The organism is Sphingobacterium paramultivorum (assembly GCF_014109745.1).
GTDB lineage: Bacteria > Bacteroidota > Bacteroidia > Sphingobacteriales > Sphingobacteriaceae > Sphingobacterium > Sphingobacterium paramultivorum.
Genome location: NZ_CP058555.1, coordinates 477,685 through 500,897 on the forward strand (window position 1 = coordinate 477,685; position 23,213 = coordinate 500,897).

The window sequence follows — 23,213 nt, forward strand, 5'->3', positions numbered from 1 at the left end:
ATAAAGGCGAGGTATGATTACCTGGCCTTTTTTGTTTAAAGGCCCTTTGGTATAAAAAATAGCCCCTTTGGTATAATATGTTAAATCTATTTTTTACGGAATTTTAGTTTTGTTTAAATGGATTACACAAACTTACTTCAGCAGGCAGATCTTTTTTTAGTGCAGAGTTACCGCGAGAACCACAATCCACAACTGTGTTTTCACACGATTGATAGGGTTCGTGATATTGTAAATGCGGTAGTTATCCTGAGTGAAAAGTATAGCTTGACGGTCGAAGATAAATTCGTCGTAAATTGTGCCGCTTATTTTCAGGATATAGGTTATCTATTTGAAGGGGTAAAAGGAACCCGTCAGAGGAGCGCATCTGCAGCAAGGTGTTTTTTACAGGAACATTTGGTTGCAGAGTCCGTAATCAAAAAAGTTGAAATGTGCATTTTTGCAACAAGGCCCTCGAAAAAGCCAGAAAATCTGCTGGAGGAAATAGTTGTGGATGCGGTCTCATTTCATTTGGGGAGTAAAAGTTTTGTTGACCTTAATCAAAGGATGTATCTGGAGGTAAATTATAGGAAAAATCAGGTGGTCGATGAGCGCATCTGGTATGCTCTTACCCTAGTCTTCTTGCGAAATCATGCTTACTTTACACTGGAAGCCCGAATATTGAAGGAAAGTATAAAGAAAAATAATATAGCCTATTTTGTGAAGTTGCAAATTACAGGAAAACAGTTATTGGTCTAATGTAATGATGTGTTTTATGGTAAAAATGATAAAGATAGATCGATTAAAGTTGAAACATTGTACACTAGTTTGTTTTTTGATCGTGGGATTGTTCGGTTTCAAGACCGCATGTTACGGACAAATAGGGTTTGGACTTCGGGTTGGTGGTAATATTTCGCGTGCAAGTGGGAATGCATTTGGCGCCAATAGAATGGGATATCAATTGGGTGGAGATTTGATATTTGGGCTTAATAGCAAGATGGATATTCAAGTTGAACCTAGTTATAATTTAACCAGAATACGTGTTAATGACAACACAGCTTCCCTTTCCGGAGGTTTGTCCAAAGGGACTCGTTCGCTGAAATATCTCAACACTCCGGTGTACCTTAAAGTTAATTTTACAAGAAAATTTTCCATCCTGGGCGGTCTAGACCTTAATATGTTGCTCAATGACGACGCTTATAAACTCAATGATGGAAAACCAGCGTTCAACAGTCGTACACGGATAGGCTACGCATTAGGGATAGACCTTGGCGCGCTGTATTTTAGATACCGACAGTTCAAAAAGAATAATAAAATCGTAGACAACTGGGATGCACATATTGACCAGTATCAACTGGGATTTAAAGTGCGTTTGTTTTAAGCTAATAGTTCCACTGGTAGGTAACCTTTACAGACTTTCCTGTGCTGTAAGCTGAGCCGCTCTGATTTTGCTACATCAGGCGGCTTTAACTTTTTTAATGATTTACTATTTGTTGTGGGGATGTTTATTGCTGGATATCAAGGATATTTCAATATCTTGTGCAGACAAACCAATAGTTCCTTCCACTCAATTCGGGACGGCAATAAATTATAAACGAATGGACAGAAGAAGTTTTTTTAAGAAAGCCAGTTTAGTTAGCCTGAGCGTATTGGTCAGCAAATTTCCTGTATGGTCAAATACCGTATTTGCCTGGGAAAAACCTGTTCACAACATTCCAGAGGTAAAAGGTCTCAGCAGGCAATGGTTTGATTCGCTGTATGAAAAGGGAGAAAAAATCACCTATCGAAAAAGTAAAAACGAGCTTCGGTACATTGGAATGCCTGTAGGTGGTTTACATTCGGGTACGGTCTATATAGGAGGTGATGGTCGGCTATGGCTGTGGCAGATATTTAATACGGCTTATGATGGTGAGCGCGAGGGGATAGAGCCCAAAAATGTGCAATGGAACAATGGAAAAGAATTGGTCACTGTACGGCCGAGGGATGGATCTGCTTATATTGAGCCTGCTATAGCAGACAACCTGCGGAGTATGGAACAGGGCTTTGCGATTTCGACCTTAGTCGACGGAAAGCAGGTTATCAAGGAGCTTAGGGAAAACCACTGGGATGAGGTTGCATTTGAAGCAACATATCCAACATGTCTAATAACCTATAGCAGTATCGATTTTCCATTGGATGTGGTGTTGGTAGCCTATTCACCATTTATTCCTTTGGATCAGGATAACTCTTCTTTGCCACTTACCACCATACATATCGAATTGCAGAACAAGGGCGACGCGCCGGTCGATGTAACGGTCACGGGCTGGATGGAAAATGGTGTACATAAAGGACGGAAAGATTTTGATACTGTACACAAACGCTCTTTCCTCGCGGAACATGCCGATACTCAAGTGTTGCTTTTTAGTTGCGATCAGGTTCCTACTCAAGCCATGGAAGCTGGCGACCATGGATCAATGGCTTTTACCTGTATTGATATAGAAGCGCAACCCACGACGAGGTTACAGGAATGGCCTGTAAAACCGCAGGAGGTAAAGGCAGATAGGGTGGATTCGACCGTCGATTTTTCGGATTTGCAAGTAGGTGCCTTTACGGTAAAACGGACAATAAAAGCGAAGGCGACAAGCCAAATTTCTTATGCAATATCCTGGTATTTTAACAATCCACACCCTAAACTGAAACTTCACCTCAAGGATGCGCAATCGGGTTATTGGTATGGTGCCAGGTTTAGTAATGCGGCCGAAGTAATCAATTATTATTTGAACAATCGTGAAAAACTCGAGAGGGAAACCATGTCATGGCAGCAGACCTGGAATGATACAACACTGCCGTACTGGTTTATGGATCGCACTTTTGTCAATATAGGCACACTGGCCACAGCAAACACCATGCGTTTTGCTTCGGGAAGATTTTGGGGCTGGGAAGGAGTAGGGGCATGTGCCGGTACCTGTACGCACGTTTGGCAATATGGGCAGTCCATTGGCAGGATATTTCCGGATCTTGAGCGTAATCTACGTGAAGTGACGGATCTAGGTGTTGGCTTTCAGTCTGATACCGGTGCCATCATCTTTCGTGCTGAATATGAAAAAAGACCGGCTATTGATGGGCAGGCTGGTGTTATTCTACGCTTCTATCGCGATCATCAGATGAGCAGCGACAGCACATTTCTTGAGCGAAACTGGCCTAAACTTAAGAAGGCTGTCCAATTTGTTCTTGATCAGGATAAAAACAAGGATGGTATGACCGATACGCCAATGGAAAATACACTTGATGCGGTCTGGGAAGGTGAAATTGCCTGGATTGTCGGATTATGTCTCGCAGCAATACAGGCTGCTGCATTGATGGCGAAGGAAGTAGGTGATAAAACGTTTCAAAAATTGTGTTTGGAATACGTTAGGAAGGGATCTGAAAATATGGATAGCAAACTCTTTAATGGAGAGTATTATATTCATCGTCCCGATATGCTGCAGGGGCGAAAGATGCTAGGCTCTTATAATACCTGTCATATTGACCAGGTGTATGGTCAGGCCTGGTGCAGACAAGTGGACATGCCGGGGGTCAATCGTCAGGAGAACGTGGTGTCTGCATTGAAAGCACTCTGGAAATATAACTTTACCATGGATGTTGGCCCCTATATAAAAACGCATCTTGGCGGAAGGCCTTATGCCTTGGCTGGGGAGGGGGGCATGGTTATGAACACTAATCCAAAAAATGAAGACAAGGCTTATGGCGACAATACTACCTGGCAATTAGGTTATTTCCATGAATGTATGAGTGGCTTTGAACATCAGGTCGCTGCACATATGATGGCTGAAGGCATGGTTGACGAAAGTTTAACATTGACAAGGGTGATCCACGATCGCCATCATGCTGCCAAGAGAAATCCTTTTAATGAGATTGAATGCAGCGATCATTATGCACGTGCCATGGCAAGCTATGGAACCTTTATCAGCGCCTGCGGTTTTAGTTATCATGGGCCGAAAGGGCAGATTGGATTTGCCCCTAAGTTAGGAAAAGCAGATTTCAAGGCGCCTTTCACAACAGCAAAAGGATGGGGGACATATGCCCAGAAGCGAAAAACTAAAGGGGTATGTCAGTGTACACTGACCTTGAAATATGGTCAATTGATGCTTCATGAATTTCATCTAGGTGATGCGGATGACCTATCGCTCAATAAAAAACAACTCATTGTAAAGCAAAATGAAAGGTCGATTGAACTGGTTGCGCTGAAACGCACTGATGGACGTCTGATCCTTAGTTTTAAGGAGCAAGTCATGCTAAAAAATGGAGATACACTAATAATACAATGGCTATGAAAAAATGGATAAATAATTTGCTTCTTTTCATGATGCTTGCTGTGATGGTCGCTTGTGAATCATCGCCACGTCATTTGGGTGATCCGCCGTTAAAACCAGACTGGAAGGATTTATTTTCGCAGCAATTACCTTTGTTAGGTCACCGCAATTGGATATTGATTGTTGATAAGGCCTATCCGGCTCCTGCTACCAAAAATATGCTGATTATTAATACGGGAAGAAAGATGCCTGAGGTATTGGATACCGCATTGCGACTACTCGATAAGCAAACACATATAAGGCCTGTTTTTTACCAAGATAAGGAGCTTGGATACTTAGATGAAACCATCGCGCCAGGCTTAAAAGCATATCAGGAGAGTCTAAAGAAATTACTTCCGAACATAAAATTAACCCCGCTGATGCACGAAGAAGTATTTGCGAAAATGGATAAAGCAGCACAGCTTTTTGGTGTTGTCGTACTGAAGACCGAGTCAACTCTGCCTTACAGTTCCTTGTTTATCGAACTGGACTGCAAGTATTGGGATGCTGATCGTGAACGTATCTTAAGGCAACGTCTTGCTGATCAGGTGAAATGAAACTTATCTTAATCATTGATAAGTTTTTAATGGCATTTGGAAGACTTTTTGTTTAGTGCGTACAATAATAAAGCAACAGTGTTGCATTTAAGTATTATTGTTTTTACATTTGTGAAAACGAAATTACTATGAGCAGCATTTCCCAAAAAACTAAATTGCCTGTCACCGTTTTAAGTGGATTTTTAGGCGCAGGAAAAACAACACTATTGAATCATATTTTACACAATAAGGAGGGTAAGAAGGTGGCCGTCATTGTCAATGATATGAGCGAAGTGAACATCGATGCACAGGCTGTTGAGCGCGAAAATGTACTTTCACGAACGGAAGAAAAATTAGTAGAGATGAGCAATGGATGTATTTGTTGTACATTAAGAGAGGATTTGATGGTGGAGGTGGAGCGACTAGCGAAAGAAAACCGTTTTGATTATCTTCTTATCGAAAGTACTGGTATTTCGGAGCCTATCCCTGTTGCCCAGACATTCAGTTATGTTGGTAATGATAATGCGATTGACCTGTCTACATTCAGCTATATTGACACCATGGTAACAGTTGTGGACTGTTTCAACTTTGCCAAAGATTTTGGAAGCGCCGACACCTTATTAGATCGAAAATTAACGGACGACGACTGTGATAATAGGGCGATCGTAAATCTGTTGACTGATCAGATCGAGTTTGCGAATGTTATCCTCCTGAATAAGGCCGATCTGGTATCTGAGGAAACTTTGGGTACCTTGGAGGCTGCAATTGGGCGGCTCAATCCAGGTGCAAAGCGTATCCGTACACAATTTGGACGCGTTGATCCCCGGGAAATTATGGGTACGGGCTCTTTTAATTTTGATGAAGCTTCATCTTCGGCAGGGTGGATCAGGGAACTTGAAAATGAACATACACCCGAAACAGAAGAGTACGGTATTTCATCTTTTGTTTTTCGATCGCAACGGCCCTTCCATCCACAACGACTGCACCGTTACCTCAACGAGCGCTACCCGCACAATATCATACGGGCCAAAGGTCTCCTGTGGTTGGCCTCCCGCCCGCATTTGGCCATCAGTTTTAGTCAGGCAGGTGGTAGCGTAAGGTTGGAAAGTGCAGGCTCATGGTGGAGTAGCATGCCCGAAGAGCAGCGCTATCAGTATCCCAGTTATGCCGAAATCAGAGCTGAACTTCTTAAACGTTGGCATCCGGAATGGGAAGATCGAAAAAATGAATTGGTATTTATAGGTCAGGATCTGGATAAAGAAAAATATCTGGCGGAGCTGGAAGAATGCCTGTTGACCGAAGAAGAAGGCGATGACTGGCGTTTTACCTGGTGGAAAGACGAATTTCCTAAAAATATTTAAAACTATTTGCGATCTGCATCGGTTAAAAAAGTAAGTAATGTAGGTTAGATATTGTATTTTTCGAAGGCCAGGGGTTGATTTCCTGGCCTTTTTTATGCTGATTTGTCAGATCTTGCCCGAAAACTATGCTGAACCTTTATCAATCCGAACATTTAAAAAAACAAACTTTTTTTGTGTTATGGTTGTGTTAAGATAGAAAGTTAGCTACGATTAAAAACAGGCGTATGGGTTTGTCAAAATATCGCGAAAAGCGTTCCGCAGGAAAAACACCGGAACCCTTTGGAGGTAGATCAAGCGGAAAGGAATTGTGGTTCGTCGTGCAGAAGCATGATGCTTCGCATCTGCATTATGATTTTCGGCTTGAAATGAACGGGGTGCTCAAAAGTTGGGCGATTCCTAAGGGGCCATCTATGGACCCATCTGTCAAACGCTTGGCCATGATGGTTGAAGATCATCCTTACGATTACCGGAATTTTGAAGGTATCATACCAAAAGGACAGTATGGTGGTGGTACAGTTATCGTGTGGGATGAAGGGAGCTATGAAGCTTTAGCTCCTGAAACCAATGATGTTGCAAAAATGGATAAGAATCTTCGACATCAGCTTTATAGCGGAAAGCTCAAATTCAGATTGTATGGAGAAAAATTGAAGGGAGAATTTGCTTTGGTAAAAGCATACGGAAGAGGAGGAAATGAATGGCTACTGATGAAGTTGGAAGATCAATATGCAACAAGCAAGGATGTTATAGCAAAGGATAAATCCGTATTGTCGGGAAAGACGATAGCGGAAATGGAAAAATCGCCCGATAAAGTCTATGGACAGCCTGTTGTTAAAAAGAATAGTATATCAAAAAATAAAAGCAAGAAAAGTTGGAATGCTGCTGAAATAATCAGCGGCCAATTGGAAGAACTGCCTAAAAAGAAAACGGCTGAGACGCTGAAACAAGCGTATAATATCACCGACTTGCTAAAGAAATCACCGAAGCAAGTCTTTTATACTGCGGTGCAGCCCATGCTGGCGACGCTGATCGACAAGCCTTTTGATGATCAAAATTGGGTATACGAGGTGAAATGGGACGGTTATCGTGCTTTGGCCTTTATGAAAAATGGCAAAATAGAACTAAAATCCAGAAATGACAAAAGCTTCAATGAAAAGTTTTATCCAGTATATGATACCCTGAAAAGCATCGTGATCAATGCCATACTCGATGGCGAGATCCTTGTATTGGAAAAAAATGGAACGGCCAACTTTGCTGCCCTACAAAACTGGAGAAGTGAGGCGGATGGCGATTTGGTATATTATGTATTTGATATCCTTTGGTACGATGGAAAAGATCTAAAAGGTCTTTCGCTATTGGAAAGAAAAGCGATTTTAAAGGAAGTAATGCCGCAAAACGATTTGATTTTATTGAGTGAACATTTCGATACATCGGGCGTTGGATTTTTGAATGAAGCCAAAAAACTCGGTATAGAGGGGGTTATGGCCAAACGCAAGGAAAGCGTTTACCATATACATGAGCGTTCATCTGACTGGTTGAAAATCAAGGCTAATAGGCGTCAGGAGGTTGTTATTGGCGGTTTTACAAAGAACGAAGGCTCAAGCAAACTGTTTAGTAGCCTATTGGTAGGCCTATATGAAGGTAAAAAGCTTATTTATACCGGAAAGGTCGGAACAGGATTCAGTGCAAAATTACAACAAGAGCTGATGGTGCAGTTCAAACCCTTGGTCACAAAAAATAGTCCGTTTGATGACGAACCCGATATCAACAAATCCTCACGATTTAGACCCCGCCCTCCTCATACCGCTGTCACCTGGCTACATCCCAACCTGGTTTGCGAAGTGAGCTTTACAGAAATGACCGTTGACGGCGTTATGCGACATCCCTCATTTGACGGCATGCGTAACGATAAAAATGCCAAAAAAGTGATTTTGGAAGAAGAGCAGGCCGTTAATGAGATTATTGGCAAACAATCAAAAGAGGGAGATGGGATGCGAAAGAATAGTAAGGAAGGCAGTTCGGATAAGAAAAACTATAAAACAATGCTAAACCCCAAAGACAAAACCCAGGTTCAGAAGGTAAATGGACATGAGTTAAAATTTACCAACCTCGATAAACTATTTTGGCCTGACGAAAAGATCACCAAGCGCGATTTAATTAATTACTATGAGCAGGCTGCACCTTTTATTTTACCATACCTTAAAGATCGACCACAAAGCATGAATCGATACCCAAATGGTATCAAAGAAGAAGGGTTCTATTTCAAGGATGTTACTGATACAGCACCGGAATGGGCAGAAACTTATCTTTACCAAAGTGAGGCCGATGGCCGTGATCGGCATTATCTGGTCGGAAAAGACGAGGCTACATTGTTATATATGGCTAATCTTGGCTGTATCGAAATGAATCCCTGGAGTAGTACCGTCAGAAAACCGGATAATCCGACCTTTTGTATCATTGATCTGGATCCGGATAAAAATACATTTGATCAGGTTATTGAAACCGCCCAGCTCACCAAACAACTTTTAGATGATATGGGGGTACCTTCGTATTGTAAAACAAGTGGTTCCACGGGACTTCACATATATATACCATTAGGAAATAAATATAATTACGATCAGTCCAAGGAGTTTGCGCATATTATTGTCACCCTGATTCATGCGGAGCTACCCGAATATACCAGTTTAGAGCGAACTGTTCGTGATCGGAAAGGTAAAATGTATCTTGATTTTCTTCAAAATAGACCACATGCTACCATTGCTGCAGCATATTCAGTACGTCCCAAGCCTGGAGCGACAGTGTCCATGCCATTACATTGGGATGAAGTTAAAAAAGGGTTGAAAATTAGTGATTTCACCTTGTTTAATGCGATTGAAAGAATGCATGAGCTGGGGGATATCTTTAAACCTGTATTGGGGAAAGGGATCGATCTGAAAAAAGTAATTGATACACTCTCAAAAAAATAGTTCAAAAAAATAGTATTGATATAACCTGAATATAGAAACTCATTGACCGATCTATTCGGTGAAATATAAGTAACGAGATTGTCAGAATAATCATCAGTTATTTAGAATAGTTTTAAATAGATGACTTTGGATGTATATTTGGAAAGCAGAAAAGGTATAGCTTTTAACTGCATACTGATTTTATATTGAACGATTATTGTTAGCTAGATGAATAAAGTAGAACTGTTTGAAAATGAGCGCGCAAGTGGCTATGACCAATTTGTTGAGAGCTGGATTCCCAATTACCATTATTTTTTAGATCAGCTGCCGAAGCTCCTCCGAGAAACTGAAAATAAGGATTTATTGGTGGTAGGATGTGGCACAGGAAATGAAATAGAACGTTTTGTTGACACAGCAGAATCTTGGACAATAACCGGGGTAGATCCGTCGCCTGAGATGATTAGTCAGGCCCTGGAAAAATTTGAAGCGGACGAAAATGTTCATCTTGTCGAAGGTGTGGTAAGTGATTTGGACGAGGAGAAACAATATGGTGCTGCGACGCTTTTGCTTGTATTACACTTTTTAGAAGACAATGGCGAAAAATTGGTTATGCTCCAAGATATTTCCAAGAGAATGATGTCGCAAGCACCCTTGTTATTATTAGATATTACGGGCAATAAGGAGCAGATTCAACAAAACTTGCAGTTGTTGAGACTTCTTCTGCCCAAGGGGATAGATGAAACACAGGTCGCTCAAAGATTGCGAAGAATCGAGCATGAATTGTTGCATGTCTCGGAAGAACGATTAGCCGAGCTCTGTGAAGAAGCCGGATTTGAACCTCCTGTTCGATTCTTTCAATCATCGATTTATATGGGGTGGATAACCCGAAAAAAAGATATTATTTCCTTTTCTTAGCAAAGGGATTGAAGGAAAGCCCCGCATTAATATAAAACGAAGGATCGGGATTTGCTTCCCATACATAATCGCGCTGGGTTTTGTTTTTTTCAAATACGCGTGCACGAGGTATGGTTTTTAGTCCTGATTTAAGGGTGGCAATAAAAGATCGGCCCAGGTTATGTTCATAAGTCAGACCCGAATTGATCTCCATCTGACTGAAGGTATATACTTTTTCAGCGCCCTGAAAGTTATAGAGGTAAAAGATCGTACTATTTAAATCGGAACCTATTGAAACGCGGCCATTCCGCAAGACCTCTTTTCGAAGGTAGGCTCCTTTAGGTAAGATGACATCAAGTATCATCCCATTGGCAAATTGTTGCTTGTAGGCAAAGGTTGGGAAAACCGGAATAATGGCTGCCGGATCTATAAAGCCGATGAGGCCCACCGCCATTTGAATCTCCCGCGTAGCTTTTAGTACCACAGTAGCAGATAATATCCCATTAATGCGTTCTATTGCTTTTTCACTCCCATTGGCAGCAATCGTTGCGGTATAAAATGCTACTTTGCCCCATAAACGTGAATAACGGGTAAGATTAAGTGATTCGTAATGATAATGATATTGATGGGTTGACTGTATGGTGGATTGTGCGATGGGGTCTAAACGATTGGAGTTTACAGAAGTGAACTGATAGCCAATATTGGTACCCAAGTTCCAGGTTCTGCTCTTTAAAAAATTAATGTTGATACTACCTCCGGCTTGGTACATCGATTCTACTTTTGTTTTAGGTAAATCCTGACCTTGGAGTTTTGATGAATAACTGTATCCTGTATTGGATTCATAGGTCAAATTGAGGACCCGTGTTATGGGGAATTTGTCAGTAACAACAGCCCTCACTTTTTGCTGTACGCTATCTTTAGTCTGTGCGATTGAAGTGGATATACGAAACAATAGTACAAACACTAAAAGTATTTTTTGCATAAATGTATGATTAAAATCATTGTAAGGATAGCCGAAATTTGTAGGTGGTATTTTTTTTTTAGACCAACAGGTCTTGTTTTTATACAAAAGTCCAATTTAGGGGAACAGTGAAAAGGAACGTTAAAAATCATCTCCCAGTTTTGGTATAAAAAAAACAGGTCTTCGTATAAGAGATCGGATTCTTGCCAAGAAAAGCTTTATTTTTGTTATTTAGGTTAAAATCATTCTAATGCATGCAAGACTTCAATAATAGCATTGTTTTAAGGTATTTTACAGAAAATAAATTCAGGCCACTGCGACATGTGTTTTTTCTGATCGGTTTACTGTTGCTCTTTGCAAATGCAAATTCGAGTTCTCATTTTCAGGGTAGTTATCGGTTTTATTTTTCTATTATCCTATGGTTTGTATTCGTCTGCATGTTTTACGCCAATATGTATGTACTGATACCCAAGTTTTTCTTTAAGGCTAAATATGAGTTATATGTCTTAGCATTGATACTGCTGGTAACGGCCAGTTTGCTGGTGGTCATGTACATTGCAAATTACATCTATTCCATTCATATTCCCGCTATAAAAAAACCGGAGTCGGACTCTATGGGGCTAATCGCCGCATTATTTATCTGTATTCCGATTATTCTAACCACCACGACATTTAAGCTTTTTAAACGTTGGTTGGAAGACAATAAGCGTATTTCTGAACTGAAAAATCTGGCTTTGACCACAGAGCTTGTTTCCTTAAAAAATCAGATTCAGCCACATTTTTTATTCAACATGCTGAACAACGTTAAAGCTTTAATTCGAAAAGATCCGAATATGGCTACCGAGGTCATCATGAAGTTATCAGATTTTCTAAGATATCAGCTGTATGAAAATAACGATGATAAGACACTTCTCAAGTCCGAAATCAACTTTATAAGCAATTTCCTGAAATTGGAGGAAATACGTCGCGATAACCTAAAAACGCGTATATCTTGCCCAATAGAATTGGAAAAAAAAGGTGTATTTCTACCGCCGCATCTATTTACGGCCTTTGTTGAAAACGCGATTAAACATAGTCTCAGCGCCGGTGATGCTGATACTTTCATCACAATCCATTTTTCTGAGACGGATCAACAACTTTGTTTTGAATGTGAAAATTCGAAAGATCCCGACAACTCATTTGTCCGAAGCAAATATAGCGGACTGGGATTGGCTAATGCCAAAAGACGACTGGATCTGCTGTATAGAAATGATTATGAACTGTCTGTGTCAACAACTGAGACATTATATAGCGTTAAACTTACTATTCCCTTATGAATTGCATTATTGTAGACGATGAACCCCTGGCTAGGGAAGAAATGAAAAATTTAATCGAAGAAATTTCGTCTATTCAGATAGTAGGTACATTTTCCAATGCGATATCGGCATTGGAATGTATCAAGACAAACCCGGTGGACTTACTTTTTTTGGATATCGAGATGCCGACAGTCAATGGACTCGATTTTGCACAGTCTCTTCCCAATGACAAGCTGGTTATCCTGACGACTGCCTATGCGCAATATGCACTGAAAAGTTACGAATTGGATGCAATAGATTATCTGTTGAAGCCGATCAATAAAGACCGTTTGGCAAAAGCGATCGATAAAGCAATAGCCTATAAAAAATTACTAGCGTTAAAAGAAAACCAAAGTACGGTTGAGAAGGCCAGTGAGGATGCACTTTTTATTAAATCGGATAGGAAATTCTATAAAATTGCATTTACCGATATTCGCTTTATAGAAGCACTCAAAGATTATGTGGTCATCTATACCCGGAACAATAAACTGATTACTGCAATGAATTTGAAGACAATTCACCAGAAACTTCCGGTGAGCCTGTTTGCGCGTACCAGCAAATCCTATCTGATTAATTTATCGTTTATTGATTCTTTTGATAACCATACTGTTTACATCGATAAGTTTGAAATCCCGATTGGTGAGATCTATAGAGAATCTTTCTTTAAACAATATACCGGAGGACTCCTCTGATCTGATGGCTGATTTAAGCCATCACAAAGCGATCCAGAAAATCAACTTGGATACCATAACTACGTAGGAAATTTGTCAGATAGTCGACACAACACTCTTCTGTTTCGAACCGGAAAATAGCATCCTCATCATCAATATCAACCGTAGCATCTTGTACTTGTGGAAGATGGGTCTTGACCAATTGCATCAAAAAATTTTTCTTGTCTTTGGTCTTCACTGAACTTTTAAAAATCATCACTTGCCTAACTTTCATCGCTACTAATTTATTTGCGTTCAAAATCATTTGATTCCCCAATCACCTGAGGTATCCTTACAAATCTATGCTCCTGGTGACACCGGGAAATCGATATTATACGAAAGCATTTAATTTTTATACAAAACAAGATTGAGCAGGCAGTGTACGCATGATGTAGATCAAAAATAAATACCAGCGGCTATCAATTCTAAATTTCTACAGAAAGGGGAGGCATCTTTGTCAGGTGTTACAGTTAAGTAGCTTTTAGTTTTCAGCTCCGGCAAAAATACTTTACCCTCAGCAAAAACCATAGTAGTATCCATATCGAAAAGGTTATGCAGTTTAGAAAAGGAGCCAGCTATGAATTTTACGCCCATAAAGAAGGTGTATTGACACGATTAGATTAGTGTTTTTTTACGAGCAACATCTTTGTTTTTAACGCTAATCCTCCATTATAATTAATACTAATTCTTTATTAAAATATATAATCTACCTATTTAGTAGTTTATTAAAAAATATTCCTATATTTGAGCCGTAGAAATATTTAGTAGGAAGGATATGGCATTGGAATATTTAGCACAACAGACACACGAACAACATTTAGATCAGGCTTTTTCGCGTAAAGAACAAATGATGATGCGTGCGTTATGTAGGCTTAAAATGTCTGATCGTGTTTTATATATCGGTGCTCATCCGGATGACGAGAACAATAAATTGTTGACCTTTTTGGCTCAGCACCAGTTGGTCGATACGGCCTATCTTTCCGTGACGCGTGGTGAGGGAGGACAGAATTTTATTGGCACAGAAAAGGGACTGGATCTGGGTGTACTTCGGGTGCAGGAATCACTTGCCGCTCGTGCAATTGAGGGAACAAAACAGTTCTTTACACGTGCTAAGGATTTTGGATTTGCAAAATCTGTCGATGAAACGCTGGCACGATGGGATGAAAACGGTGTACTTGCCGATATGGTTTGGACCATCCGTTATTTTCGCCCTACTGTAATTGTAACACGTTTTTCACCGGATGTCCCGGACTCACATGGACATCATCAGGCCTCAGCAATTCTAGCGGCAAAGGCTTTTGATCTGGCCGCTGATCCATCAGCTTATATAGAACAGCTATCCGAATTGGAGCCTTGGCAGGCTCGGCAGCTGTTGTGGAATGTATATCAGGACAGTGGTGTTAAGGATATCGGTGGAGAAGTAAGGCCTTTGCCAGCGTATTTTTCGCTGGATATTCCAGCGAGACACGGCTCTTTGGACTTTCATTATGGTGAGATTGCTGCAGAAAGCCGTAATAGACATCGCTCTCAGGCCATGGGAAGTCTGGTTCGGCATCAGCCTAGCACCGAATATTTTGAATTATTAAAAGGTACACCGATCAGTTCGGAGAAACAGCACGCTATTTTTACACAATATACTGCTCAAGATTCTTATTCACTCGTATTTAATCGCTTGGTGGACGACCTCATTGCAAAATGTGAGTCAGATGCAGCAGAACTTGTCTTGGAGCTTGGAACGATTTTATTTTGGATGAGGATTGTTCCCGAGGGGCATGTTATCCATGAAAAACGAGCGGAGGTAGAGCGTCTTCTGCTCGACTTTGCTGGTGTATCTTTGGAAGTACAGGCTATTGAGGAACTTTGGGTACCAGGGACCGAGGTTAATATGGTCCTGAATGCGCATATCCCATCGGAATCCAATCTACAGCTGACCAGGGTGAAAGTTCCATTTATTCGTAACGGAGAGCAAAAAGACTTTACTTTGTCACCTTCGAAGACGATCCATTTAAATGGTCAGCTTCTGGATACGATTTTACCTTCTTTTCCAACTTGGCTTAGTGCTGAGGGCGATGCATATAACTATGCGCCGGCATCGCCTGCTGATGTTGTATTGACACAATTTGGAACTGAATTGTCTGTTCATTTGGAACTGCAGTTTGCCGGCTTGCCGATCGCGGTTAAGTTGCCTGTGAAACATGCTGGTAGTCCTATTGCGGTGGCCCCTCCGGTGACAGCAACTTTTGATTCGGACATCGTGGTGCTCTCCAATGCGACCAGACGTTTAATTGCTTTAGAGCTACAATCTAATGTCTCCGAATCCTTATCTATAAAGGTTAAGCTTACGCTACCGGATGGGCTCGATGTATTTCCGAAAGAAATTGAGCTCAATATAGCGGGTAATGCAACCGAGAAGCTTAAGTTTGAGTTGAGGTCGCATGCGCAGCAGGAATATATTCAAGAGATCGGCTTTGAGATTGAGACGACTACAGGGCGGTATCCGTTCACATCCAGAAGTATTATTTATCCACATGTTAATCAAGTAACTTACTTTCCCAAGGGCATATTGCGGGTGCTAAATTTACCCGTGAATATTACGGCCCAGAAAGTTGCTTATATTTCGGGGGTGAACGATGAACTTGCAGGGAGCTTACGCCAGCTTGTTGGTCATTTGGAGATTATTCCATTTGAGTCAATTGGGGGAATGGATCTCTCAGGCTTTGATGCAGTGGTTTTGGGAATACGAATATACAATAGCCATCCCCTAATTACGGGATTTCATCAGCTTTTTCGTGACTATGTTGAGCAGGGCGGTGTATTGATAGGGCAGTATAATACGCCGTATGATTTGCATTTGACGGAGGTTGGGGCTTATCCTTTAGCGGTTTCCCCGGAAAGAATTACAGATACAGAAAGCCATATATCATTTTTGAACCCTTCCCATCGCATATTGAACTACCCTAATGTAATCGGACAGCATGATTTTCAAAATTGGGTGCAGGACCGGGCACTTTTTTTACCTCAAAAATGGGCTTCGGATTTTGAACCGATACTGCGTGGGCAAAATGGAGATAATCGTACGGAAGATGGGTTATTGCTACTGCACAAAAAAGGAAAAGGTTATTATATCTATAACAGCCTGTCGCTGTTTAGACAACTGCCAGCAGGAGTAGCAGGGGCATATCGTCTTTTTGCGAATATGTTATCCCTAGCTTCGCGTTAGACCAGAATCTTGTGGGGTAAAAAAATCCCCAGTGAGCATTGACTGCACTGGGGATGGTATCACTGCTATTTTATGTCGATTTTTTTAATCCTTTTTATGGAAAAAAGACGCTTTGGGAATATCGATCACTTTTGAATCATTGACATTGTATTGAAGTTTTAAGGTGAAACCTCCTCCAGCTTCAAGGAAATCTACAGCAATTGGGTGGTAGCCTGCTTCTAACGCAATCTGTCCGCTTTTCATAATCGGTGCATGCTGTCCGTCATTATCAACGACAAGCTGATCATGTATCCGCAGGACACCACCATCATCACAAGTGAAGTAGAAATTATAAATTCCTTTTTCTTTGACGTAGAGGTATCCTCTTATTTTTGCACCAAAAGAAGGCATTTTGATGGTATCGCTTAGCGCTACATTGCTTATCACTTCCTGACGCACTTCGGGACCCGAAATGGCGGAAGTATTGGTAAAAGTTCCATTGAAAAATGTCGCTGTAAGGCCCGGGGCCACGGTGCTTTCATCAACTTTTATACCCTTTTTCCAAGTATCATTTTTAAAATCAACCTGATAGAGCTCACTTTTTGCACCCGAAGGCGAGATTGTCGCAAAACGAATAGGACCTTCTTTTTTAACGACAAGAGAGCCGTTAAGCACTGGGCTTTGCTTTGTTGGAAGACTACCATCGGTAGTATAGTGTATTGGATTTTGGGGAAGTTCATTCGAAACTTTTAGTGTAGATTGTCCGTCGACAATTACCTGTGTTTCAGCGAAACCGTTAAGGTCTGGCATACGATACCGTAAACCCATTTTGTTCCAGAGTCCAAAGTGTGCAATTACTCGATTTCTATAGCTATCATAGAGGGATTTGTTGGTCCATACGCGTTCCGATAAAGCACTTAAACGTGGGAGGATCATAAACTCTAACCGCGCAGTGGAGGGGATCATTTCTGTCCAGATATTGGCTTGTGCACCTTGGATCAAATGTGCTTTTTGGCTGGATATATCCGAAGGGACCACGCTCATATTGTACACGGCATCTAGGCTGCTGCTATTTGGAAGGTAATCAAAATAAAGCGGATTTGTAGGTGTCATAACGACCCGGTGACCACGGTTAACGGCTTCCATAGGTGCATTTTTTACCCAACCACGCCAGTACATGACCATCATGCTGGTATCGGAACTGCCGTCCAATATTTCATCCCAGCCGATACTCTGTTTATTTTTTGAACGGATAAAATTGTTCACTCTTTTGACGAAATAACCTTGCAGATCATGTAAGTTAGGTATTTGCTTTTCTTTCATAAAAGCTTGCGCAGCTGCTGATTTTGACCAGGAATCTTTTTCTACCTCGTCGGCACCAATGTGAATATAGTGTGATGGGAATAGCTCAATGATTTCGCTTAGTACATTCTCAACAAAAGTATAACTGCTTTCTTTCCAGGGGCTGATCGGTACAGAAAATTGTTTTCCCCAGCCCGCGGACTGACTGTCCAATAGGAGTTCGGGATAGGCCTTTGTAGCCACCATCATATGCCCAGGCATATCTATTTCCGGAATGATTTCTATGTGTCGGCTGCCCGCATAGGCAACAATGTCTCTGATATCCTGTTGTGTATAAAAACCGCCATATTCTTCCTTTCCGTTTGTTGTGCGGATCAGTTCCTTGGGCAGATTAAAGTCGGGATTTTCCTTGGCTTTCACAAAGCAGGCAGAATCCTGATTGTTATACGTCCGCCAAGCCCCTTGTTCGGTTAGTTTGGGGTATTTTTTGATTTCTATGCGCCAACCTTGATCGTCTGTCAGGTGCAGGTGAAATTTGTTGAACTTGTAGGTTGCAAGTAGATCGATAAATTTATAAATATAATCTTTTGGAAAAAAATGACGGGCTACATCGAGTTCGACACCTCGCCATTGGAAAGCTGGCTCGTCTTTGACCGTTACATAGGGAAGAGCAAGCTTAGCTGTTGTTCCTGAGAGTAAATATAATTGCTGGATTGTCTGTAATCCATAAAATGCACCCTTTTCAGATGCGGCGATGATCTGGATACCTTTTTGATCTATTATCAATTCATACCCCTCATTTGAGAGCCCTTGATTTTTAATCAATTGCAACGTGGCGCTGGCTTGCTTCACGTTTTTTTTGTTCAGTTTCCCGAATAGGGAATGGTCGATCCATCCCGATAATGATTTAGAAGATAGGGATGGATCAATATAGTAACCCAATTCTTGCCCCTTTAGCTGAAAAAGGCCTGGCTTAGCCTCCAACTGCTGCGGAAATGGAATGAGTTGAGGAAGTGCATTTTTTTGTTGCGCAAAATTTAGTGTCGGCAGGTACAGGGCACAGGATAGGAGTAAGGTTGAGAAGATTTTATTCATGAACGTGTTTTTTGTGATTCACAAGTGTTATTAGATTTTGTTGCAATATACCAATATTTCAGGTATTGGCAGGTAATTTTAGTTGATCAATATTCCGTGAGATTATGCGCAATACTCCTCTTGGTATTATTATAAATGTTTGTTTGACATTTATATATTTATTCTTATCTTTAACTTGAAAATAACCTTTATTTGAATGGGCCTATGTTGTGTTTATATCCTGAATATTTTCATTGTATAGTTGTTGCGGTGTTCGACAATTTTGTAAAAAGTTGCAAATGGGTTGGGGCGAATGATAGTCGGCAAAGGATCTCATCCAAGAGAACAGGTTGGTGTTGTTAATTTATTAGGTGGTGGCGGAGCTATGAAAAATTTTCTCATTATCATTGGTTTTTTTTGGCAGTTGGCCCATGTTTATGGACAGCCCAATAGTGCCCATTTTTTTTCCCTTCAAGATGGCTTAAGCAATCAGCAGGTATTGGATATCGTGCATGACGATGAAGGATTTATGTGGGTAGCCACAGAGCTGGGGCTGAACCGTTATGCGGGAAAGTCTTTTAAATCGTATTATGCTGCCGATAAGCAGGACGGTCAATCGGTCAATAGCAATGAAATTAATACGCTACTGTATGCAGGCAGGAAAGTGTATATCGGAACAAGATCCAATGGGCTGAATGTGCTTGACCTAGGCACAAATAGATTCAGTTATTATACACATGATGCAGCTAATCCAAAATCTATAGCCACGAATGATATTACGGATATGATCGAAGGCAAGGATGGGAAATTGTGGTTAGCGACCTACCATCAAGGGGTGCAGCATTTTGATCCGGTAACGGGGGAATTTAGTCATTTCAATAAAAAGAATTTTCCGGGTCTTCCCGAAAATAGCATTTGGTCTCTGGCCGAAGATCAAAAAAGAATGCTTTACATAGGGCATGTTAACGAAGGTTTAACAATAATGGATCCCATTAGCCATTCTTTGAAACGACTAACTAATCACAATACTTCCGGACAATTACCGGATAATGAAATTAAAGTCTTGTTTTGTGATCAAGCCGGCAATATGTGGATAGGGACCCGAAAGGGGCTGGCTGTGTATCATCCAGCTTCCGGTAAACTACAGCAGGTTTCTTTGGCAGGATTGGCAAAAAATGGAAATGAACCTTTTGTATATGCGATTAAGGAAATTGGTCATACGTTGTGGATAGGGGCCGAATCGTCGCAACTCTTTTTACTGCAGCCGAGCTATGGTTATGATAAGCATATTGAGGCCGTACAGCATGTAGAGCGTTTTGATCTGGGGAAAGGCAATAATGCGATGGTCCAGCATATTACTCCCGATCGGTTTGGAAACGTTTGGCTAGCGTTATATGGTGGTGGCTTGGGAGTTGTGAGTCATATTGCCCCCTTCTTTAGTGTCTTTCCATCAGACAATATGCTGCCGGATCGACTGGCAACAGTGAGCAATGTATTGGTGGGTGAAAATCGGACAATACGTTTGGCCACTGAAGGCTCAGGTCTGGTCGAAATGAATGCGGAAGGGCGTTTATTGAAGCAGATTACCAAAAAGAATGGTGGGGCAGACGATTTCCTTCTAACAGCTTTTAAGGACCAGCATCAACATGTTTGGCTTGGATTACGTAAAGGTGGAATTGCCGTTCAATATGCTGGATCGTCCGTTTGGAAAACCATTGATTTAGGTGAGCCTGTGACGGAGGTACGCGCGATTTATGAGGACCATTTGGGACAGATCTGGTTTGCAGCACATCAAGGGGTATTTATATATGATGAAGGAAAGGGGCATGTCCAGAAGCTTTTGATCAACAAACCAATGCTTGGCGATTATGCACCCCGAACGTTGATGGAAGATGGCCAACACAACATGTGGGTCGGTACTTATGGGCAAGGACTCTATGTTTACGATCCCCAGCATAAACTGCTTCGAAAAATGGACAAGGGTAATGGCTTGCAAAATAACACGATTAATCATTTGTTGCGGGACAGAAATAACAATATCTGGGTGGCTACAAATCAAGGACTGGCCGTACAGGAAGCGGGTAAGAAGATTGGTGATCTGTCTCTATTGATGCCTCCGGGAGGGAATGCATGGCTTTTTGTCAATGGACTCGCAGAAGATCATACCGGAAATATTTGGTGTTCGACCAAATCGGGGATGTTACGCTATGTCCCGAAAGAAAGACGTTTTCTACAATATGACCAGTCTTTCGGTTTGCCTTTGGGAGGTTTTATCAATGCAAGTGTAGGAAAAGACAGTGAAGGTCGACTGTATTTTGGGATGCAGGAAGGAATGTGTTATTTCAACCCAGCCACAATCCCGTCCAATTTACCAACCTCACCCCTAAGTATTAGCCGATTTATTGTTTTTCGATCCGGAGAGTCCGGTACACAGGTCGATAAATATCCCTCGCCGACAAAGGCAATTGAACTCAATTATGATGAAAATAGCTTTCGCATCGAACTTGCTGTTATGGACTTTGCTCTAGACGGTTTGGTCGAGTTTGGCTATAAATTGCAAGGGCTTAATAATGACTGGATTTTTCTGGGAAACGAGACCAACCTCGATTTTCGTAATATACCCTATGGTGAACATGAGCTGCTGATTCGCACCCGGATGAAAAATGGGCAATGGTCGCAGGACTACCAGCATCTATTGATCAAAATTGCGCCACCTTTTTATCTCAGTTTATCCGCCAAGATCGTGTATCTGCTCCTTGTGCTGCTAATTGGATATATTATCATTTCTTTCTATTTCAAAAAAATGAAAGCTGAATCCGAACTAAAACTGAAAGAGCGGCAACATGTGCAGGACGAACAGTTACATGCAGAACGCCTGAATTTCTATACGCATATAACGCACGAGCTACGGACACCTTTGACGTTGATTCTAGGCCCCCTTGACGACCTGTCCCAAGAGCAGCAGCTTACTGAAAAACATCGCGAACTGGTTCAGACGGTACAGAAAAGCGCTAATAGACTCTTCACATTGGTCAACCAGTTGTTGGAATTTAGGAAGGTAGAATCGCAGTTTAAACCCTTTGTACCGGAAGCTGGGTCTTTGGGAGAAATGCTCGTAGATCTTGCCCATAAATATAAAACATTGAATCACAAACCTGGTCTTCGGGTGTTGTCTGAACTCCCTGTGAGGGATTCACGTACGCTATTTGATGCCGAAATCGTACAATTGATCGTAGATAATTTATTGTCGAATGCCTATAAATATACCGAGTCAGGTTATATTAAACTAAGCTTGCATTACGAAGAATCGGATTTGGATCATTGGGCGGTGTTGTCTGTAGAAGATACTGGAGTAGGTATTGACAAAGAAGATATCGGTAGGATTTTTGAAAAATATTATCAGGTTGCGAACACAGGTACTCAGGGTACGGGTATTGGTCTGGCCTTGGTGAAAGAACTTGTGGCGATCCATCATGGAAAGATTGATGTGAATAGTACATTTGGCCTTGGTACCACCTTTACGGTAAAATTGAAAACCGATCGATTACCTGTTGAGAATGGCGAGCTGCCTGTTTCTTCGCAACGTCCGCTAGTGCTATTGGTTGAGGATGATCTGGAACTTCGTGAATATCTGGGAAGTACATTGCAAAGACAATATGACGTGGTGCTCGCCGAAAATGGAACTGTAGGCTATCAAATGGCGATGGCTAGGGTGCCCGATTTGGTGATCAGTGATATTATGATGCCCGATATGGATGGTTTTCAGCTTGTACAGCAATTGAAACAGGAACGTAGTACAAGTCATATCCCACTGTTGCTATTGACAGCAAAAAATACCGATGCAGACCGGCAACGAGGTTATGATCTAGGGATAGATTCCTACCTGATCAAGCCAGTTACAGCAGCTTTACTTTTCAAACGTATTGACAATCTATTGAGCCGACAGAAACAGATCAATGAACTGATTTTGGAAAGTTTAAATACAAAACCATCTTTTTCAACTACCAATATAGAACTAGAACAAAAGCCTTCGGAGGAACTCTGGCGTGAAAATGAATTTGTTCAGGATTTTATGCAGATCGTCGAGCAGCATATGCAGGATGAGGTCTTGGATGCTGCTGCCCTCGCTGATCGCATGAATATGAGTCAGTCTACCCTTTATCGGAAATTGAAAGGCATCACAGGAAAAAATATCAATCAGCTCGTACGTAAGATACGTATCCATAAGGCGGCAGATCTACTTCGGACTGGGAAGTATAACGTGACCGAAGTGTCATTTATGGTCGGAATCAATAGTGCGATTTATTTTCGGCAATGCTTTAAAGAGGAGTTTGGCCAACTACCTTCCGAATATCAACGATCCGACAATAAAGCCCGCGTAGTGTATTAAAACAATCCGCATCAGATAAGTATGCCCCTACTATTTCAACATAGATAGGGGCATAGTTTTTTCGTATAAAGCTGCTGTCTAATATACTTCGATCAAAACGAGATCAGTTTGAAAAAAAACATAAAATATGCCTTAAATATGTTTAAAAAGCTGTTTTTGACTAAAAAATATATGTTTTTTGACGGATTTGTGTACGATGGAGT

General features: G+C 41.3%; 14 protein-coding genes. 11 read left to right on the forward strand and 3 right to left on the reverse strand.

The window, feature by feature from the left end; genetic code table 11:
* Positions 1-117: 117 nt before the first annotated feature.
* The 7 genes from HS960_RS01870 to HS960_RS01900 all read left to right on the forward strand — a co-directional run bounded on the left by HS960_RS01870 (position 118) and on the right by HS960_RS01900 (position 10,061).
* On the forward strand, positions 118-735 hold the full coding sequence (locus HS960_RS01870) for a hypothetical protein (protein WP_159727848.1): 618 nt from the start codon (positions 118-120) through the stop codon (positions 733-735).
* 25 nt (positions 736-760) lie between these two features.
* Positions 761-1,357 carry an outer membrane beta-barrel protein gene (locus tag HS960_RS01875; protein ID WP_159727845.1) on the forward strand — a complete coding sequence of 199 codons (597 nt, stop codon included), beginning with the start codon at positions 761-763 and terminating at the stop codon, positions 1,355-1,357.
* A 217-nt stretch (positions 1,358-1,574) separates the two neighbouring features.
* Positions 1,575-4,289, forward strand: a complete 2,715-nt coding sequence (locus tag HS960_RS01880) for a GH116 family glycosyl hydrolase (RefSeq protein ID WP_182331117.1) — start codon at positions 1,575-1,577, stop codon at positions 4,287-4,289.
* Positions 4,286-4,864, forward strand: coding sequence for an RbsD/FucU domain-containing protein (locus HS960_RS01885; RefSeq protein WP_159727841.1), 579 nt, complete (start codon positions 4,286-4,288; stop codon positions 4,862-4,864). Before HS960_RS01880 ends, HS960_RS01885 begins: the two co-directional genes overlap by 4 nt.
* A gap of 128 nt (positions 4,865-4,992) precedes the next feature.
* Positions 4,993-6,204 carry a GTP-binding protein gene (locus tag HS960_RS01890; protein ID WP_159727839.1) on the forward strand — a complete coding sequence of 404 codons (1,212 nt, stop codon included), beginning with the start codon at positions 4,993-4,995 and terminating at the stop codon, positions 6,202-6,204.
* A gap of 224 nt (positions 6,205-6,428) precedes the next feature.
* Positions 6,429-9,167, forward strand: coding sequence for a DNA ligase D (ligD, locus tag HS960_RS01895; protein ID WP_182331118.1), 2,739 nt, complete (start codon positions 6,429-6,431; stop codon positions 9,165-9,167).
* Between the two features lie 207 nt (positions 9,168-9,374).
* Entirely contained in the window at positions 9,375-10,061 is a 687-nt protein-coding gene (locus HS960_RS01900) for a class I SAM-dependent methyltransferase (RefSeq protein WP_075993530.1), read from the forward strand.
* Here the strand turns inward: HS960_RS01900 and HS960_RS01905 are convergent.
* The gene (locus HS960_RS01905) at positions 10,045-11,022 is read right to left on the reverse strand and encodes a hypothetical protein (RefSeq protein ID WP_153846204.1); all 978 of its coding nucleotides are present in this window, start codon (positions 11,020-11,022) and stop codon (positions 10,045-10,047) included. The two genes, HS960_RS01900 and HS960_RS01905, sit on opposite strands and share 17 nt — an antisense overlap.
* Before the next feature lie 233 nt (positions 11,023-11,255).
* Here HS960_RS01905 and HS960_RS01910 point away from each other — a divergent pair, with 233 nt between their 5' ends.
* Together HS960_RS01910 and HS960_RS01915 are read left to right on the forward strand one after the other, a co-directional pair.
* Positions 11,256-12,317: a sensor histidine kinase gene (locus tag HS960_RS01910; protein ID WP_070568077.1), complete on the forward strand. Its 1,062-nt coding sequence runs from the start codon at positions 11,256-11,258 to the stop codon at positions 12,315-12,317.
* Positions 12,314-13,027, forward strand: a complete 714-nt coding sequence (locus tag HS960_RS01915) for a LytR/AlgR family response regulator transcription factor (RefSeq protein ID WP_153846203.1) — start codon at positions 12,314-12,316, stop codon at positions 13,025-13,027. The genes HS960_RS01910 and HS960_RS01915 overlap by 4 nt, the downstream gene beginning before the upstream one ends.
* A 13-nt stretch (positions 13,028-13,040) precedes the next feature.
* On the opposite strand, the gene HS960_RS01920 is transcribed toward HS960_RS01915, so the two are convergent.
* Positions 13,041-13,280 (reverse strand): hypothetical protein, encoded by a 240-nt coding sequence (locus HS960_RS01920; RefSeq protein ID WP_153846202.1) that lies wholly within the window; start codon positions 13,278-13,280, stop codon positions 13,041-13,043.
* A gap of 540 nt (positions 13,281-13,820) precedes the next feature.
* Between HS960_RS01920 and HS960_RS01925 the strand changes: the two genes are divergently transcribed.
* A complete protein-coding gene (locus tag HS960_RS01925; RefSeq protein WP_182331119.1) occupies positions 13,821-16,265 on the forward strand; it encodes a PIG-L family deacetylase in 2,445 nt (814 codons plus the stop codon).
* Between the two features lie 84 nt (positions 16,266-16,349).
* Here the strand turns inward: HS960_RS01925 and HS960_RS01930 are convergent, their stop codons facing one another.
* Positions 16,350-18,641: a family 20 glycosylhydrolase gene (locus HS960_RS01930; protein WP_159727832.1), complete on the reverse strand. Its 2,292-nt coding sequence runs from the start codon at positions 18,639-18,641 to the stop codon at positions 16,350-16,352.
* Between the two features lie 292 nt (positions 18,642-18,933).
* On the opposite strand from HS960_RS01930, the gene HS960_RS01935 reads away from it, so the two are divergent.
* Entirely contained in the window at positions 18,934-23,010 is a 4,077-nt protein-coding gene (locus tag HS960_RS01935) for a hybrid sensor histidine kinase/response regulator transcription factor (protein WP_182331120.1), read from the forward strand.
* The last annotated feature ends 203 nt before the right edge of the window (positions 23,011-23,213 follow it).